The sequence below is a fragment of the Peptoniphilus asaccharolyticus DSM 20463 genome, from assembly GCF_900176115.1.
Taxonomy (GTDB): domain Bacteria; phylum Bacillota; class Clostridia; order Tissierellales; family Peptoniphilaceae; genus Peptoniphilus; species Peptoniphilus asaccharolyticus.
Genome location: NZ_FWWR01000011.1, coordinates 168,808 through 188,412 on the forward strand (window position 1 = coordinate 168,808; position 19,605 = coordinate 188,412).

The following is a 19,605-nucleotide window of genomic DNA, read 5'->3' on the forward strand; positions in this document are numbered from 1 at the left end:
ACTGTAAATAACTATTGTAAATTTTGACTTAGTAGAATAGGAGGAAATGGCATGAAAAAAATATTTAAGCAAGTATTTACATCTTTATTGATATTTGTGATGTGTTTTATGTTGATGGGGTACAATAGTGTTTTTGCACAAGAACAAACTAATCTAAATGTAGCTAGAAATGATATTACTATAGAATCATTTAGAGAGTTTATGAAAGAAAAAATCAATCATGATGATGTTAATGGTGTTAGAGCAAAAGAATTATTAATTGGATTTGAAAAATTAAGCCAAGAAAAAAAGGATAAATTTATTTCTTATGTTAATGATTCAGATTTGACTTTAAAAGTACTTAATGCTCTTTCTGATAACAATTCTTATGTAACTTTTAAAAATGGAGATGTAGTGGTTTCCAATACTTAAGAGGTTAAGGTGTACAATGATGTTTCTGCAAAGAGGGCTTATATGCAGTCAAGAATTGCAACAGGCTCAAAATCTGTTTCAATTTTCGGACTGAAAGTTTTTGAATATAGTGGAGAGCTACGCTACAGACACAATGGAAGTTCGATAAGATCAATTGATCATGCAAATATATGGATATCATCGAATTTTTTACCATTAGTAAACTTTTCGTGGGACGATAACTCAACATACGGAGTAGGGACAAGAGTTGCACACCACATTGAATATTGTACATGGGCATTTGTTCATAAGACTCTTGGATTGACTTATGGCTCTCATCAAATAGAAATAACAGGAAGTGTCTATAATAGAACTACATTTACGGTGAGATAATGAAAAAAATAATGACAATAGTAGTGGTTCTGATAACAGTATTGTTGGTTTTGTTTTTTTTTCATCAAGTGATATTTAATATGATTAAATAAAATAATCTAACCTATCTGTATTACACCTAAAATACAGGATGATTACCATTGTTAAATTAAGTATATGGTTTATTTAAAATGTAGATATCAGAAAAAAACATGCAAAGTAAAATTTATATTAAGTAATCGAAGATTTAAAAAGTGAAAACTATAGTAAAGAATTTTAAGTAATCAAAACCAACAATTAAATAAAGAACCATACTATAAGAAGTAATTTAATTATTGTAATCGGAGGATATTTTACGTCAAAATGTAGAAGTCCTCCTTTTTTATTCTCAGAAAACAAAACAGAGAACAGTAAAAGGAAGATAATACAATTGCTAAAGAATATATTACCTTTATGTAAAAGGCAAAGCTGTATCTGTAAACGAAGGAAGATAATAGAGTATGAAAAGTATCTTTAAAGAAAAAGCATAATGCTATATCATTTTCAGTACTGGATCGCGATGGACATTTTTAGATAACATCATAGATGAAAAAACAGACTTAGAAAAAATTGTAGAAGTAAACATTCAAATTGAAAAACTAAACAAGGCATTAGCTATATTGGCAAAAGAAGAATGAGAGTTAATGGAAACTATCTTCTACAGAGAAGAAAGCCTAAGGTCAATCGGTAAAAAAAGTAAGTTATCAATCAATCACCAAAAGGAGGGGCAAATTTTTAGAAAAACTAAGAGAGATATTAAAAGATAAAATCTAAAAACTTAGAAAGATTAAGTGTCAAAAAAGATGCTTAATCTTTCTCTTTATAGAAAAAGAAAAAAATACAAATATGGAGGAATGAAAAATGAAAGAATTAGAAAAAGCAATAGAACAATTGGAAAAAGAAAATAATAAAATTGAGAAGGCACAAAATAGAGCCAAGCAACTGAATCAGAAGATAAGCAAACTTAAAAGAAGTGCAGATACACAAAGAAAAGTGAAAAAAGGTGGAGTGTTTGAAGCCTTTGAAAGAGAAATTACAGGAAGGCAAGAAGATACAGATAATGATCTAATTTATGCCTTTTTAGACTATGTATTATCGGATAACAGGAATAGAGAAAAATTAAAAGAGCTTACAGAAATTCATTTGAGGGAACAGGAAATCGACAATACAGAAGTTGAGAAAACAGAAAATCCAAATGATGAAAATGCCGGCTTAGAGTATGCAGAAGCTAAAACTACCGATACCAATATCGAAGATAAGTTTTTAGAAAGCGAAGATTAAAAAAGATAAAAATATAAAATTGGAGTAGTCTCTTTATGAAAATGGAATACGAAAATTGATTATGCAAAGTGTAGAAAAGAGAAACACTTTGCTTTTTTATTGATTTCTAATCAGTAAGAAACAAAGTTTACAGAGGGTTAAGGGGGAGTAGTCCCCTTGAACAAATAAAAATGCTTTAGCGTTTTTATTTCCTTGAGCTGTGCGACAAGCTTTCGGCAGAACGCAAAGCACCGAATGTAGTCGGTGTATCTTTGCGCCCTTTGAAAAAGGGAGCGAAGATACCTACAATCATAAAGATATTAAAAATAACAATTCAATATTAGATAAAGAGTAGCAGATAGAAAGATATTAAGAAAAATCTATCTGCTTTTCTTATGCACAAATATAAGCAATGAAAGGAGTGATGATATTGGAAATAAAAAATCTGCATACCCATGTAGATATAGTCACAAGGTCAAAAGGAGCAAGCGTAATTGCAAAAGCTGCATATAATGCAAGAGATAAATTAAACGATGAACACTATGGAAAAGTTCATGACTATTCTAAAAAAGAAGACCTTGTATTTTCAAAAATATTTCTGCCTGAACATATTCCTAAAAAATTTTCAAACAGGGAATATTTATGGAATGAAGTAGAAAAAATAGAGAAAAGCAAAAACTCACAGCTTGCAAGAAATTTACTTTTTACACTTCCAAGAGAATTAAATCAAGAAGATAGGATAAAACTCATCAGTGAATTTATTGAAGAAAATTTTACTTCTAAAAGAATGATAGCAGATTGTAATATCCATAATCCTTTAGCAAGCGATAATGAAGAACAACCTCATGCCCATATCTTACTTACACTTAGAGAAATTGATGAACATGGAAAATGGAAACCCAAATGCAGAAAAGAATATATCCTTGATGAAAACGGAGAAAAGATAAAATTAAAAAGTGGAAACTATAAATCAAGAAAAGTAAATCTAAATGATTGGAATGAACCTGATAAGGCAAAAAAGTGGAGAGAAAACTTTTCTAAAAAGGCAAATGAATATTTAGAGAAAAATCATATAGATAAAAGAATAGATCCACGCACCTTTGAAGAACAAGGAAGAGAAGAACTGCCACAAATACATTTAGGAACAGCAAGCTATCAAATGGAGAAAAAAGGAATAAAAACCGAAAGAGGAAATAGAAACAGACTTATCATAGCCATCAATAAAGAATTTAAAAAATTAAAGGCAGAACTAAAAGAAGCAGAAGAGTTTTTCATCAGCCTATGGGGGAAAGTAAAAAGTGCTATGGGGAAATATTCTATTGAAAAACAGGAAGAATATAATCTATCCCATGACCTTTTTGATGTTTATTCCTATATTGAAACCTATTATAGAATACAAAAGGAACTGTCTAAGAATTTAAGCTACAACAATAGAGAAAGAAAAGAACACTTTGATAGTAATAAACATATGCACGCCTTAGCCTTTATGAGAAATAACAACTTGAAAACCATCTTGGATATACAGTTAAAGAAAGATGAGGTCGCTATAAAGCTAAAAAATAACAAAGATAAAATTTCTGATTGCAATAAAGCCATTAAGAATATTGATACCTTAATGAAACAGGCAAAAATCATAAAAGAAAACAAAATGGTCTATGATAAATACAAAGGAGCTGATAATTCAATCTTCAGTAAAATAGCCGGAGCGAGTAAAGAAGAATACTATCATTCTCATAAAGAGGAAATAGATGAATATAAAAGAGCAAAAGCCATTGTGAAAAAACTTACCGGAAGTGAAACGATTGAAATAAAGAAATGGGAAAAAATTAAATCAGACTTACAAACAGAAATATCCCACCTGAGCTTTTATCAGAAAGATATTAAAAAAGAAGTAGACCAGATTAACCATATTAAATATCTTGTAGGAGAAGTAAACAAAGAATTTGATATAGACATCAATATTGAAATAGAGATAGCCTACCAAAAGGCAATCGTAAGAGGAGAAAAGCCAAGTGTTAAGATGGTGTTAGAAAAATTCCAAAAGCAGATTGAAAAAGAAGATAGACAAAAGGCATGGGCAAAAGAGCATTATAAAAAGAAAGACCATAGCCATAAGGAAACTGAGAGATAGAAAAAAGCATATATTTTTGGTATAATTATATCAATTAGGATTTGATAAATGTAATAAACGAATATGCTTATAGCCTGTAAGCAAATTGTAATAGTGGTGAAAAAATAGATTCTGAACTGTAAAAATCGCACAATTGGTGTGATAATGTGGGAAAGATAAGAGATAGGAGTGGTGATAGTGGACAAAAAAGACTTGACTATCATAAGCGATAGTGAGTATTTACAAATGCTTGAAAAAATAAAAAGTTCATATAAGGATAGGCAACTTAAAGCGGCTGTTTCTGTTAATTCTGAAATGCTAAAGTTTTATTATAGTTTAGGGGAAGAAATTATAGGCTTACAGGCAGAAAGCAAATGGGGAAATGGGTTTTATAAAAAATTGAGTTCTGATTTACAAAAGGAAATTCCAAATGTGAAAGGATTTTCTGTTACTAACTTAAAATATATGAAAAAATTCTTTGAAATGTATTCTTCGCTAAATCGTCCACAGCCTGTGGACGATTTACAGATATCTGAAATTGATAGAAATTTTGAAATGATTTTTAGCGTGCCTTGGGGACATCAAAGGTATATCATGGATAGATGTGATGGCAATTTAGATAAAGCATTTTTCTTTATTTCAAAAACATTGGAAAATAACTGGAGTAGGGCTGTGCTACTTAATTTCTTGGATACAGATTTGTTCGATAGACAAGGAAAGGCAATTACAAACTTCACAAGTAATTTGCCATCAACACAGGGCGAACTTGCAGAAGAAATAACTAGAGATCCATATAATTTCGACTTTATAGCTATTAGGCAAAATTATGATGAAAAAGAATTGAAAGATGCTTTGATGGATAATATACAAAAGTTTCTATTGGAGCTTGGAACAGGTTTTGCTTTTGTAGGTAGAGAATATAGACTTGTGGTTGGTAGTTCAGAAGAATTTATTGATATGTTGTTCTATAACATAAAATTGCATTGTTATGTGGTAGTAGAAGTAAAAATTTCTGCGTTTAAACCTGCGGATATAGGGCAACTTGGAACTTATGTAACATCTGTAAATCATATTTTAAAGGGTGAGGCAGATAATCAAACAATAGGTCTTTTAATCTGCAAGACAAAGGATAATATATTAGCAAAATATGCGTCTGAAAGCTCTAAAGAACCTATTGGAATATCAGAGTACCAGTTATCAAATTTAATTCCAGAAAGTTTTAGGGGAACATTGCCAAGTATAGAAGAAATTGAAAGTGAATTAAATTAGTAAAAAACGGAATGAAAAATATACACACACTTACAAGGGCGGTAGAAGTAAAAACTATCGTCCTTTTTTTATTTGAGGAAAGGATAAAAATATGAGTAAAAACAAGAGATATTATTGGTTAAAGCTAAAAGAAGATTTTTTTACAGATATTCGTATGAGAAGACTTAGAAAAATATCAGCCGGAGGAACATATACGATTATCTATTTGAAGCTACTACTTTTAAGTTTAAGAGATGAGGGCAAGCTATATTTTGAAAAGGTAGATGAAACCTTTGCTAAAGAATTAGCCCTTGTAATAGATGAAACAGAAGATGACATTATGATAACTTTGCAGTATTTAGAAAGAGTAGGCTTGATAGAAGTTATAGCTGAAGATGAATATTTTCTTACAGAATTGCCGGCACTGATAGGCTCTGAAACAGACTGGGCAAGTAAGAAAAGAAAATATAGGGAGCAAAGAAAAGAGCTAACAGGTAGGACAATGTCCTCAAACTGTCTACCCAATGTCCGACAAGAGATAGAGAAAGAGATAGATATAGATATAGATATAGAGATAGAGAAAGAGGGAGAGATAGAAAAGGACAAAATCCTGCCCCCAACTCCTTATGGAGAATATAAAAATATCTCTTTGACTGATGAAGAATACCAAAAGTTAAAGGATAAGCTACAAGGTCATACAGACACAATGATAGATAAATTATCAAGATATATTGAAAGCAGTAGAAAGACCTATAAAAATCACTATGTAACAATCATTAATTGGTATCAACAGGACAAGGAAAAACTATCACAGAAAAATAATGGCAGAACCTATTCAACCAACTATGAGGACAGCGACAGCCTATAAACCTCATATAGGACGGTGGAAAGGCGTTTTTAGAGCTTTAATCATAAAATAGTTATCCGAACTATGGATAAGATAAAAATAAGCCTTAAAACGCCTTATATGCCTTTTAGAAAAACAAAGGAGAATAAAAACTATGGATAAGAAAGAGAATAAAAATATGACAACTACAAAAATTCAAGGTACAGACTTTACCTACAACAAAGAAAAACACTACGAAAAAGATGGACATATCTATTGCAAGACTTGTAATGAGCGAATAGATGGCAAACCTATTCCGTTTTTTAACAATACATTATTTATTCCTAGATCAGCTTGTAAATGTGATAGGGACAGAAAAGAACAGGAAGAAATTAGAGAAAAACTTATGAAACAAGATGGACTTAGAAGAAACTGTTTTATCTCAAGAAATCAAATAGCTTATACCTTTGAAAATGCCGATGAATATACCGATAAGGACATCATCAGAAAAGCAAAGAACTATGTAAAATACTTTGATGAAATGAGAAAAGATAATACAGGCTTATTACTTTATGGAAATGTAGGCAGTGGAAAGACTTATATAGCTTGTTCAATAGCTAATGCCATCATTAGTGAATATAGCTATTCTGTAAAAATGAGAAACTTTGCCCAGATATTAAACGATTTACAAAAAGGTGGCTTTAACCTAGATAGAAATGAGTATATCGAAAGTATAACAAGTCCGACACTTTTAATACTTGATGATTTTGGAATAGAGAGAAATACAGAATATGCATTAGAGCAGATATACAATGTAATCAATGCAAGATACCTAAAGGAAAGACCAACCATTATAACCACAAACCTTAATTTCAAGGATATTGAAGCTGAACAAGATGATGTAATGCTAAATAGAATTTACTCAAGGATAATAGAAATGTGCTTACCTTTAAGGGTAACAGGAATAGACCGAAGAAAGACACAAAGCAAAGAGAAAATAAAAAAAGCACAAAACTTAATAGATGAGTAGTAGCGATTAGAAAAGTTAAAAATTCTAATCGTTTTTTATTGCAAGGAAAGGAGATTTTAATGAATACAGACAGAAATAAAAAACATAGACAAGTTAAATTTGAAGTTAAAAGAGTGTATGTAGGCAAAAAGCCGATTGAAGAAGTTTTTGAAAATGTAATTGAACATATTGTAGATAAAAATATTGAGGTAGATAACAAGAGAAAACAAACGCAAGCGTAAGTAACAGTTGAATATGCAGGAGTGTTTTGATATAATAAGCATATTGAGATAGTCCTGTTTTGTGAAAGGAGAGTAAAAGTGAACAGGACTAAAAAATATGTAGCAGCCTTGTATTGCAGATTATCAAAAGATGATGGAAATACTAACGAAAGTATGAGTATTTACTCACAAAAGGCAATGCTAAAGCAGTATGCGGAAAAAGAAAATATATCTATATACGATTATTATGTGGACGATGGATACTCAGGTACGAATTTTGATAGACCGTCATTTAAGAAGATGATTACTGATATTGAAAACGGAAAAATAAATTGTGTTATAACAAAAGACTTATCAAGGTTAGGAAGAAACTATCTTCAAAGTGGAGCATATATCGAAATGTACTTTCCACAAAAGAATATAAGATATATTGCAATAACTGATGGTATAGACACATTAAATAGCAATCAAAATGATATTATGCCATTTAAAAACATTCTAAATGAAATGTACGCAAAGGATACTTCCAAGAAAGTAAAAAGTGCCATTCAAAGTAGAATGAGAGAGGGGACATATATCGGCTCAAAAGCACCATTTGGTTTTTTAAAAGATCCCAACAACAAACATAAGCTAATCATTGATGAAGAAGTTAGATATATCATAGAGTTAGTTTATGAGCTTTGTTTAGAGGGTAAAGGAACACAACTTATCAGTCAGGAATTGATGAAAAGAAAAATACCAAGACCAAGTTGTTTTACGGAAAATGCAGATAAGTTATATGGATTATCCGAAGAAAATAAGTACAAGTGGACACATAGAATGGTTCTTAGTATTTTAAGAGATCCAGTCTATTGTGGGAATATGGCAAGAAACAAAAGACCTACTCTATCATTTAAAACTTCCAAAAGGTTATATATTCCAAAGGACGAATATATCCTTGTAAGAGATACCCATGAGGGAATTATCAGTGAGGAAGTATGGAAACAGGTACAGGATATGATTGATAAGAGAAAGTGTAATAATAAAAGCGGTATTACCTATGATAATATCTTCAAAGGTTTAGTGAAATGCCCTACTTGTGGCTATGCACTCACACCAAAGGCAGATTATAGGCTAAATAAAAAAGAAACAATGGATTTTGTTCATTTCTCTTGTTCAAGCTATAAAAAGCATGGAATAAATGCTTGTTCATCACATAGAATAAATGCAAGAGATTTGTACAACATTGTTCTTGAAGATATTGGGTATCATGGAAAGATGGCACTATCAAGTAGAGAAGATTTTGTACTAAAGATTGCAGAAAAGATAGATAAAGATAAGGTTGATGAAAGAAGAGATAAAACACAAAGATTAAATCTTGATAGAGAAAATCTAAAAGATTTAGATAAAGCCTTTGAAAAACTTTATGAGGACAGGCTAAATGAGAATATAACAGAGCGTAACTTTAACCTTATGAATGATAAGCTGTCTAAAAAGCAAAACCAACTACTTGATGAAATCAATTTGCTTGAAGAACAGATAAAGGTAGTAACACAAACACAAGAAAACTGCGAACAGTTTATAGATAAGATTAGTAAGTTTGCAGAAGTAAAAGAATTAAATAGCTACATTCTAAACCAAGTTATAGACAAGATATATGTATATGACAAGGAAGAAGTCGATGGAGAACTGAAACAGAGTGTAGAGATACATTATAAATTTATAGGAAAATTGGATTAGCCACTTAGGACTGTTCAACTGACTTAGAGCAAAGAAGTGGTAGAATTGTTCGTCAAGGTAATGAAAATGATAAGGTAAATATCTTTAGATATGTAACAGAGAATACCTTTGATTCTTATTTGTGGGTGCGACATGAAGTCGCTTAATTTAACTGTTTGGCAAAATGACCAAACCAACTATTCCGTTAGTTGAGCCGAGTATCGACTGCACTTAGGTGTGGTAAGCCGATATTAAAGTAGCCCTACTTGAGGCAAAACCGTGAGGGAATACCGAAACTGCCAGCAACAAGGTGGTTAGGGAGCGAGGCTTGATAATATGGCTAACATATGTGAACTACTGATAAATGTCGTTAAGGTGAACAGGCTAAAGTTGCTGATAAGCCTGAACCAAAATGGTGTGTAGTCGGATAATCCTTTCCACAGTGGGATTACACGGACAAAAAGACTACCGGCAGAGAGGTAGAGCCTAAGTTATCAACGTTAATTAAGTGAAACATGGTAAGCCTGTACTATTGCCAAAAGGCAAGGCAAATCGTAAGAAATGCTGATAATGGTGCAGGTAAAGGAGAATGGAAAAAGCGAATGCCATCTTGTAATGAGATGGATAGGGGTTCAAAATTTGCCCTAACTTGAAAGAGTGCAGACTTCCATTTGGTTTTTAATCACAAGAGAACTTGTAGAATTTTTGAAAGGAGAAGGCAAATGAACAGTAAAATGTGTGCTACTACTAACAGAGCTAAAAACTGGGAAAGTATAGACTTTTCTCTAGCAGAAAGCTATGTTAAAAAACTACAAATGCGTATTGTGAAAGCGTGGAAAATGAGTAAATACGGAAAGGTAAAATCCTTACAACATTTACTCACAACTTCATTTTATGCAAAAGCCTTGGCTATTAAGAGGGTAACTGAAAATCAAGGCAAGAAAACAAGTGGTGTTGATGGTGAATTATGGCTAACATCACAGGCAAAGTATAAGGCGATAGAAAAGTTAAATTTAAGAGGATATAAACCTAAGCCTCTTAAAAGAGTGTATATACCAAAGAAAAATGGGAAGAAAAGACCTCTCAGCATTCCTACAATGACAGATAGAGCAATGCAAACCCTACATAGCAGAAACTACTGCTGACCCTAATTCTTATGGATTTAGGGCAAAAAGATGTACACAAGATGCTATCGAGCAGTGTTTTACATCGCTTAATAAAAAGAAATCTGCAAAATGGGTACTTGAAGGAGATATAAAAGGTTGTTTTGATAATATAAGTCATGAATGGATATTAAATAATATCCCAATGAATAAGAAATTATTAAAACTCTGGCTTGAGTGTGGATATATAGAAAAACAAAAACTATTTCCAACAGAAACAGGAAGTCCCCAAGGCTCGCCAATATCACCTATTATATCCAATATGGTATTAGATGGTTTAGAAAAAGCAATCAAAGAGAAATACCATAGAAGAACAGTAAATAAGAAAACATATTTCCCAAAGGTTAACTTTGTTAGATATGCAGATGATTTCATCGTTACAGGGGAAAGTGCAGAATTGCTTGAAAATGGTGTAAAGCCAATCATTGTAAAATTCTTGGCTGAAAGAGGTTTAGAATTATCAGAGGAAAAGACACTCATAACACACATAAATGACGGTTTTGATTTTCTTGGAGTTAATATTAGGATGTATAAAGATAAGTTGCTTACAAAACCATCTGATAAGAACTTCAAGGCTATTGTCGATAAAATCAGACGAATCATAAAAGATAATCCGTCAATGAAACAAGAAATTTTGATTAGAAAATTAAATCCAATCATTATAGGTTGGGTAAACTATCAGAAATATAATGTTTCATCTAAAGCTTTTGAAAAACTTGACTATGAAATATATAAATGTTTATGGGATTGGTGTATTCGTCGACACCCAAAGAAAGGAAGAAAATGGATAGCTAAGAAATACTTCCATACCATTGGAAATAGAACTTGGACTTTCAGTGTAGCAACTGGCGATAGAATGGAAAATGGAGAGAAATACTATCTTCGTCTTAAATATACCACAGACACTGATATTAAAAGATTTACCAAGATACAAGCTGAAGCAAATCCATTTGATGAAAATTGGTAAATATACTTTGAAGAAAGAGAAGAGTTAAAAATACGAAACGAACTTAAAGGACGTACAGTTATAAATAGACTGTATAAGACGCAAAATGGAATATGCCCTGTTTGTGGAGAGAAAATAACTATTGATACAGACTTTAGAGTACATCAAACAACTCAGAACAATATTACCCTTAAAACATTAGTACACCCTTGGTGTCATAGAAAATTGCATATAAATGATAAAGAAAATACGCTGGCTCTTTAATTAGGGCTTATAAAAACTTGAGCCGTGTGAGGGGAAACTCTCATGCACGGTTCTTAGAGGGGAAAGGGATAGTAATATCCCCGACCTACTCGACCAGACGATAGAAAATAAGCAGAAGTTCATTTCTCAGATTATGACTTCAAAGACTCCTGTTCGTGTTGCAGAAGATGTGGACGAAAGTTCATTAAACTATGCAGAAATTAAAGCTCTTGCCACAGGTGATCCAAAGATAAAAGAAAAGATGGATTTGGATAATGAAGTTACGAAACTTAAAATGCTTGAGGCAAACTACAAGTCCAACCGTTATAGATTAGAGGATAAGGTTGCAAAGACATATCCTGAAGAAATAGCAAGGACTGAAAAGCTAATTGAAGCAGTGAAAAATGATATAGAAAATGTCCAGCCACAAGGAAGTGGTGAAAATAAATTCACCTCTATCACGATTAATGGCGAGATAATTCGAGATAAAAAGATAGCTGGAGAAAAGCTCTTAGAAGCGATTAAAGGTGTAAAAATTAATGAAAGTAAGGTTATAGGACAGTACCGAAATATGGACTTAGAGGTAAGCTATAACTTCTTTACCAATGAGCATAATTTCGCTTTAAAAGGTGCTGCAAAGCATTCAGGAGAGCTTGGTACAAGTGCGGATGGTAACATTACAAGATTAGACAATACTATTGATAAAATGCCAGAAAAGTTAAATCGTCTTGAAGAAAAACTTGTTAGCACAAAGGAACAACTGGAAAATGCAAAAGAAGAATTAACAAAGCCTTTTGAAAAAGCAGATGAGCTAAAGACAAAAGTATTAAGACTTGCAGAATTAAACAAGCTACTTGATATGGGAGAAGTGGAAGAAAAAGAAAATCCTAATCCATTACTTGAAGATGTAAAAAGGGCAATCATTGATTTCTGTAACAGGGAGTATGAAGAAAATCATAGCTATGATGAATTTAATACCTTGTATCCTGACCTAAAGCATATCGGTATCGCCTATACCAATACACCGGATGAAAGACATGGCATTCAATATGAACTTGATTTAAAGGAGAAAACTTGGACGCAGTACATTGATGATATTCCTATCAAAACAGAGAGCTTTGATTACGAGAGTAAAGGAGAAAATGAAGCTCTAAGGAATATGAAAAATGAAATAGAAATGTCCTCTTTTAGCGATTTAGTTTATGTTGATTCCGAAGATTTAAGGGCGGCACTTGGACTTGATATTGATGATGAAGGCAACTTCTATGATCCGCTTTCCAAAGACCTCGATAATGACGGAATACCAGATAGGTATGACAATGATTTTAAAGATAGTGATTACTTTGAATCAACTTATGATGTAGAGGCTAATCTTCACGCAAGAGAAGAGAAACCATCAATATTGGGACAAATATCAAAATTTAAATCAGAAGAAGAAAAAGATAAAAATCAAGAAAAAAACGAAAAAGCACAAGAAAGATAGAGGAGAGCTAAAGGCTCTCCTTATTTAGTACAAGGAGGAAAATATGGAATATAAAGATATTAGAGAAAACTTAGAAGAAATGATGAATGATAACTACAAGGACTTTATAAAAGCACTTGTGAGTATAGAAAAAGGTATTAATGATGAAAATGCACTTGAAGAAATCTATGTTTTATATATGAACAATGACACAACAGGTCTACTAAGTGATGACTTTGACTATATGATTGATGATATGAAAGAACAAGGTAAGATTGTTGAAAATGCCAGTGATATTGAAGAAAAAGACGACCTTATAAATCTCGTGGGTAATATAGCTGGTCAAGTAGAAAATCTTGAAAGAGAAAATGCTAATGGAGAAAAGTTTAAGGTAAGCAACTTTTCAATTGTTTCAAAAGATGACGATGGGAATAAAATTTATACCAATTGTTCAGCCTATGGAGATAAGACAAAAGATTTAGAGAACTTAAAGCAAGGAGATTTTGTTAAAATATTTGGACAAGTAAAAACAAGTATTGATAACAATGGGAAGGAACATAAGAATGTTCGTATTTTGTCTTCTAAGCTATTAAAAGCAAAAGAACAAGTAAAGAGTCAAGATAAAGATAAAAAGTCCATATTAGGGCAAATAAAAAGCTTTAAGACAGACGATAAAACTAAATCTAATAAGAAAGATCATAGCAAAGGTGCAGAGAGGTAAATACCGGCAGTCTTAGGACTGCCTTTATTTTTTTGCTATATTTTAATAGACTGTATAATGATGTTATATCATTATCATAGATATTAATACACAAAAGTTAGCTGAATTTAAATCTTAATATGTCTATAATATTATTGAATACTGTAGTTAAAATACAAACACAAAAAAATTACAATACATTAAAATTTGTAATTAGCAATAGAATTTAATGTATAATTTTAGTGGATAGTCTTTATCTAATTAAGAAAATCACATTCCATATAATAAATAGTATCGGATTTTAAATTTCAAAAGGAGCTTAGGATGAGAAAACAAAAATTTATTTTAATTACACATATATTATTGCAATTTATTTTGTTTATGCCAATAGCACCATTTATAAAATATCAACAGACATTAGATATGGGGATTATAATAGTATTTTTACTGAGTATTATGAACTTTATAGCTTATGTTGTATGTGTATTAAATTCTGAAAAAGATTATATAGTGATTCATAGCTTAATAGTTGAGTTATTTATAATTTTCACTTTTTTAGAAGACTTAATATTAAGAGAATTGTTAACAGGAAAATATATCGAATTATTAATATATAGTTTAATAATTTTTGCAACTTTTAATCTAACAAGACCAACAAATAAAATTAAATATATTATGTCAATTACTACAATAGGATTGTTTATGTCAATCATTTTGATGAAATTGAATGTATCTTTATCATCTTTACTATTTAATTGGGTGGTTATTATTCTAATGTTGACTCCAAGCATCTTATTTATATTGGATAGACAGATTCGAAAATATGAAAGTAGTTTAGTTATAGTATTACAAATTTTATATATTACAAGTTTTATCATATATAAAAAGTATGAAAACATAGGTCTAGTGTCTATCAGCGAGTATCAATTATTTACATGCATCTTTATTGAATCGGCATTGCTATATAGAATAAGTAAGTCAAAAATAAAAAATGGTTTAATATATTTTTCCAATTCTTTGAGAAAAATATTTCCTGAATTTATTATTTTATTTACTATGTTGTATTTAACAACATTTTCTTTTTTAGGAGTTATATTATTTTCTTTAAGCTTTTTCATGGTTTTGGTAGAATTTAGCCTGTTCGAAAAACATAAAAAATCCAATTATATAACTTTTGAGGAGATGTTTGATAACTATTATGTTGAAAAACATAGAAATTTAGAAATTGATAAACTGAATACTTTAAAGATACAGACATTTTTACATGATGACATTCTACAGATTATAGTAGCTATAAGAAGGTGGATAGAAGATAATCTTTCAGGCTCTGGCAAAAAATACATTATAGAAAATCTAGATAAGTTAAATGATTTGATTCGACATCAAATAAATTCATTCAATCCAATGCTAAATGATTATAGCTCTCTATATGACGCATATAACAGACTTATAGTTGATATAGAAAACATGTATTTAGATAATGAAATGCTTATAGAATTTGAATGTGATGGAAATATAGATCTACCCAGTCCGTATGCTGAATTGATTTACAAATGTATCAATGAATTATTAATAAATACATTAAAACATTCAAAAGGATATAGTACAGACATTGTTCTTATAAATTCAGAAGATAAAATTCATCTTACCATAAAAAATTATGGAGACTATTTAGAAGATGAAGAAAAAATAGTAGAGGGAAATATAGGATTAAATATATTAAGATTGAACTTAAGAGAATATGGCGGAAAATTTGATTTTAATTTTTCCAATAATCAAAATGAACTAGATGAATCATTTGTAAAATTTAAAATAGAAGTTCCAGTAGAGAGGAGTGTAGTAAATGAAAATCTTATTAATAGAAGATCATAAAATGGTTGCAACGTCTTTAAAAATGAGCTTAGCGACGGACGAATCTATTTCTGTAGATATAGTAAATAATGTTAAAGACCTTAGTATCAATGAATCCATCCTTAACTATGACTTGTTACTAGTAGATATAAATTTGACAGGTATAGAAGGAACAATAAATGGTTTAGATGTGTCTGAAGAACTGATTAATAAGTATGAAGATCTAAAAATTGTAATATTAACAGCCTATAAATTAGACTTCTATATTAAAAGAGCAAAAAAAATTGGATGTAAAGGATTTATTTCCAAAGAAGAAGAGACATCTAAACTAATAGAAGACATAAAATCCATCGCCCTGAAAGGCAAAGTCATCTTTCCAGAAGAAAACCATATGTTAGAGCCATTAACAAAAAGTGAAATTCAGATAGTTAACCTATATTCAAAGGGGTTATCAAGGAAAGAGCTAGCTAAAGAACTAAATACAAATGTACGGAGCCTAGCCGTATCCTTATCAAGAATATACCAAAAGTTAGGTGTTCGGAATTACCAGGAAATGATTGATAAAGTGCGTGAATTAGGATACGTTGATTCATTTTAGAGACAAGCATTAGAATTTTGTTAGCAGGTTTTTATTCACAAAAGTTAGCTGAAATAGGAATTGAAAATATATAAAATTGAAGAAGAAGTAGAAAGTTAATAATATTTAAAGGAGATAATTAAGGATGACTAAAAAAAATGTGTTTTCTATTATGATTGTATGTGTATTGATTTTTGGTGTTATTTTTATATTTATTAATAAAAAAGCACATGAAAATAATAATCCAGCAAATGTTGAACAATATTTTTCTGAGGTTAATATTCCAAATCTTAAATATTCAAATGATAAATTAACATATAATGGCAATCTAGTAAAAGGTTTTTTTGATCCTATAGAAGTTGCAAAAAAGAATGGTAGATATGTTGGTTTTGTTTATTCAAATAATGATTCTGGTGATGGAATACTTTTGATTGTCCGTAGAGATGAAAAAGAAAAAATTATAGGGGTTGAGGAAATTACTCAAAAACGTTTAACTAAAGAAGTGTTGGGAAATTAAAAACTTAATAATTGTTATTTTATAGTGCTGAATCTACGTTAATATTAATTTAATAGAGGGTTATATGTATTTAACAAAATTATTTTTACAAACAAACATAAAGAAAAAAGATTGTATATCAGTCCTGTTTATAGGAGCTTTAACAGTGATGATCTTTAATATTTTACCGATGGTTTTGCAATCAATATTTTACTCTTTCAATAAATATGGTGCATTTATGATGGAATATTATACTTATAAGACAATAATAAAGTTTATAAAAATTATATTTATAGGATATTTTTTTTATGCATATTTTAATTTTGCGAAGAGTAGAGGAGATTTATTTTATCTTTATAAACTTTTTGGAGCAGATGGATTAGAAATAATAGCCTTAAATTTAATATTTGGAATCATTGTTTACATTTTAAGCGTTCTGTTAGGCTCATTATTTCTTTATTTTTCTACTAAAATACTTTATATAGCAATAAATTCAATGTTTGATATAAATTCCTTTCCAATCAAGATAGATTTTTCAATATATATAAGCACTATTATAATATTGGGAGTTATTATTTTAATGTCATCTATATATAATAGTGCTTGTATACTTTTCAATGAAGGAGATAGACTTTATGTAGAGAGTAAAGTAGATAAGAGACATCATAATAAAAGTTATAAAAAAGATAAAATATTTGCTATTTTACTGATAATAATCAGCTTTATTTTTGCGACCTTATATTCTCTAAGAGTGATTCCTTTTAGTACGGGAATTGTGTTTTATTTATTTTCTTTCAGTTTAGGCTATACAATTTTAAGGAATATAGCCGTATTTAGTTATCCAGTGAAACTTCGTAAAAATAATAAAGTTATAGAAAGTATTGCCTTAGATAGTAGTTTTAATAGACATAGAAAATTAAATAATATTGTAGTAAATTCAAATACCATAAGTGCCTTTATACTGATGTATGTATTTAGCATATTTTTACTTTCCTACTGGGGAAGTGTTTTAGATAAAGATATAGAAAAACCATATATTTATGACACTTTAATTGTTGGTGATAAGATAGAAGATTTAAAAGATTTGAATATAGACGCAAATAAAGTAGAAAAATCAGTAATATTTCCATCTTACACAGTACAACTAGGTATTACTGAATATAATGTAACCTCTGAATCTTTTTATAATAAGATACTTGATGAAAAATTACATTTAAATAATGGACATGGGAAATTGATTGAAACAACATCAAATAATGACAATTGGATTGTTTATGAGGGAGAAAAACAGAACTTCCATATAAGTAGTGGCAAAAAAAATAAAGACATAATAATAAATTCCTTAGATGGTAGATATGTGTTTAGAGGATTAGTTGAATGGAGCGATTGGGTAATATTGTCAGATGAAGACTTCAAAGAATTGACTCCAGAAAATGTGAATGACATTCATTATTCAGAATTGATTAGATATAATGGCAATTATGGGAGAACATTAACCAATGAAATAAATGACATTGCAAAGAAAAATGATAAAATTTCTGTATATTATAAAGATGTAATAGTAAATTTATTGAAAAATTCTCAAAAATTAATGGTTATCACAGTTGCTTTAATAGTAATTGCAATAAAAGGATTTATTTTATATTTATATAAGATAAAAATTAGAAACGATTTTAATTTTATTTTAGAAAAATATCAATTATTAGATTTACTTGGAATGGGTGGTAGTAGATATAGGTTGTTACGCAAAGAAATATTTTTAATATATTTCAAACCGGCAATAATTACTTATTTAGTAGTTCCATTGATTGCTATTTTTCCTTTTTACATTGATATTGAAACGGAAAAATCACTTGCAAGTTTCTTAGAACTTACAAAGTTTGGAGTTTGTGGTTTTGACATTATATTAATGTTGTTTATATCATTTGAAATAATTGTCTATTTGAAAATTTCAAAAAATCTTACAAAAAAATTGAAGTTAAACCGTATTGAGGTGAATGATTAAATGAATGAAATTATTAAAGTTGAAAATTTATGTAAATCATATGGTCAAGGGGAAAAAGGAATCTATTGTCAAAAGGTATTATATAATTTAAACCTAGACATATATGATAATGACTTTATAGCTATTATGGGGCCATCAGGTAGTGGGAAAAGCACTCTTCTAAAGATAATTGGGCTAATTGATAATAATATAGATTCAGGAGAAGTATTATTTTTCGGGAAAAGTATCAGAAAAATAACTTTTTCTGAGGTTGCAAAACTTAGAAAAAATAAAATAGGATATGTTTTTCAGGATTTTAAAATATTACCGTCAATAAACATATTGGATAATATCATACTGCCAAGCCTTATAGCTAAGAAATCTCCAGAGGAATCTAAAAATAAAGCATTAAAATATTTAGAAGAATTTGGGTTATATAATATTTATAATAAATACTCTTACGAAATTTCCGGTGGAGAACTACAAAGAGTAGCTATAATTAGATCATTAATGAATGATCCAGGTGTCATTTTTGCTGATGAGCCTACTGGGAATTTGGATAGTGCAAATACAGAACAGATAATTAGAATGCTAAAATATTTAAATGATAATTTTGGAAAAACAATAGTTATAGTCACACATAATAGTGAATTTACTAAATATGTAAGAAACGTTTATATTTTAAAAGAAGGCAAATTATCTCTCAGCTATTAATATATATTTTACTTAAAGAACCATTTTTTATAGTTTATTTAATATAGAGATCTTTATTTCATAAATAAAAGAAATGCCATAAAAAATATTGTAGATAATGATAGATTATATTTTGATTATCAAAAAGCAAAAAAATAATCAGGAAAGTTTAGTAGTTATTGTTCAAGGTTTATTGTTAGAATCAGTAAGTTCTAACTAAGCAGAATATAATACCGAAACTAACAGCACTCGTGCAATAGGATTACTAATATAGGGGAATTATTGTTGACCAAAGCTATAAGTTTATCTGCTTATAG

16 protein-coding genes and 2 pseudogenes are annotated in these 19,605 nt (G+C 29.8%); all 18 read left to right on the forward strand.

Annotation, left to right across the window (positions count from 1 at the left end):
• Nucleotides 1-51 precede the first annotated feature (51 nt).
• Nucleotides 52-411, forward strand: coding sequence for a hypothetical protein (locus tag B8869_RS08590; protein WP_084231228.1), 360 nt, complete (start codon nt 52-54; stop codon nt 409-411).
• A 42-nt stretch (nt 412-453) separates the two neighbouring features.
• Complete coding sequence (locus B8869_RS08595) at nt 454-783, forward strand: hypothetical protein (RefSeq protein WP_144017979.1); 330 nt, start codon at nt 454-456, stop codon at nt 781-783.
• An 879-nt stretch (nt 784-1,662) separates the two neighbouring features.
• Entirely contained in the window at nt 1,663-2,082 is a 420-nt protein-coding gene (locus B8869_RS08605; protein WP_084230708.1) for a hypothetical protein, read from the forward strand.
• A gap of 409 nt (nt 2,083-2,491) precedes the next feature.
• Nucleotides 2,492-4,192: a MobQ family relaxase gene (gene mobQ / locus B8869_RS08610; RefSeq protein WP_084231230.1), complete on the forward strand. Its 1,701-nt coding sequence runs from the start codon at nt 2,492-2,494 to the stop codon at nt 4,190-4,192.
• Nucleotides 4,193-4,369: 177 nt separating this feature from the next.
• On the forward strand, nt 4,370-5,440 hold the full coding sequence (locus B8869_RS08615; protein ID WP_084231231.1) for a PDDEXK nuclease domain-containing protein: 1,071 nt from the start codon (nt 4,370-4,372) through the stop codon (nt 5,438-5,440).
• A gap of 91 nt (nt 5,441-5,531) precedes the next feature.
• Nucleotides 5,532-6,287: a phage replisome organizer N-terminal domain-containing protein gene (locus B8869_RS08620; protein WP_084231232.1), complete on the forward strand. Its 756-nt coding sequence runs from the start codon at nt 5,532-5,534 to the stop codon at nt 6,285-6,287.
• A 133-nt stretch (nt 6,288-6,420) separates the two neighbouring features.
• Complete coding sequence (locus tag B8869_RS08625) at nt 6,421-7,275, forward strand: ATP-binding protein (RefSeq protein WP_084231233.1); 855 nt, start codon at nt 6,421-6,423, stop codon at nt 7,273-7,275.
• Nucleotides 7,276-7,334: 59 nt separating this feature from the next.
• Nucleotides 7,335-7,496 carry a recombinase RecR gene (locus B8869_RS08630; protein ID WP_084231234.1) on the forward strand — a complete coding sequence of 54 codons (162 nt, stop codon included), beginning with the start codon at nt 7,335-7,337 and terminating at the stop codon, nt 7,494-7,496.
• A gap of 78 nt (nt 7,497-7,574) precedes the next feature.
• On the forward strand, nt 7,575-9,194 hold the full coding sequence (locus B8869_RS08635) for a recombinase family protein (protein ID WP_084231235.1): 1,620 nt from the start codon (nt 7,575-7,577) through the stop codon (nt 9,192-9,194).
• A gap of 494 nt (nt 9,195-9,688) precedes the next feature.
• On the forward strand, nt 9,689-9,826 hold the full coding sequence (locus B8869_RS11785) for a hypothetical protein (RefSeq protein ID WP_002841132.1): 138 nt from the start codon (nt 9,689-9,691) through the stop codon (nt 9,824-9,826).
• A 69-nt stretch (nt 9,827-9,895) separates the two neighbouring features.
• Nucleotides 9,896-11,546, forward strand: a pseudogene (gene ltrA / locus B8869_RS08640) (group II intron reverse transcriptase/maturase).
• Between the two features lie 88 nt (nt 11,547-11,634).
• A pseudogene (locus B8869_RS08645) lies at nt 11,635-13,008 on the forward strand (helicase-related protein); the annotation flags it as partial.
• Nucleotides 13,009-13,051: 43 nt separating this feature from the next.
• Complete coding sequence (locus B8869_RS08650) at nt 13,052-13,708, forward strand: DNA-binding protein (RefSeq protein WP_084231236.1); 657 nt, start codon at nt 13,052-13,054, stop codon at nt 13,706-13,708.
• Nucleotides 13,709-14,869: 1,161 nt separating this feature from the next.
• Nucleotides 14,870-15,559, forward strand: coding sequence for a sensor histidine kinase (locus B8869_RS12120; RefSeq protein WP_234989820.1), 690 nt, complete (start codon nt 14,870-14,872; stop codon nt 15,557-15,559).
• Complete coding sequence (locus tag B8869_RS08660; protein WP_084231238.1) at nt 15,531-16,136, forward strand: response regulator transcription factor; 606 nt, start codon at nt 15,531-15,533, stop codon at nt 16,134-16,136. Before B8869_RS12120 ends, B8869_RS08660 begins: the two co-directional genes overlap by 29 nt.
• A gap of 124 nt (nt 16,137-16,260) precedes the next feature.
• Complete coding sequence (locus B8869_RS08665) at nt 16,261-16,632, forward strand: hypothetical protein (RefSeq protein WP_084231239.1); 372 nt, start codon at nt 16,261-16,263, stop codon at nt 16,630-16,632.
• Between the two features lie 64 nt (nt 16,633-16,696).
• Nucleotides 16,697-18,616, forward strand: a complete 1,920-nt coding sequence (locus tag B8869_RS08670) for an ABC transporter permease family protein (protein ID WP_084231240.1) — start codon at nt 16,697-16,699, stop codon at nt 18,614-18,616.
• On the forward strand, nt 18,617-19,309 hold the full coding sequence (locus B8869_RS08675) for an ABC transporter ATP-binding protein (protein ID WP_084231241.1): 693 nt from the start codon (nt 18,617-18,619) through the stop codon (nt 19,307-19,309).
• Nucleotides 19,310-19,605: the final 296 nt, after the last annotated feature.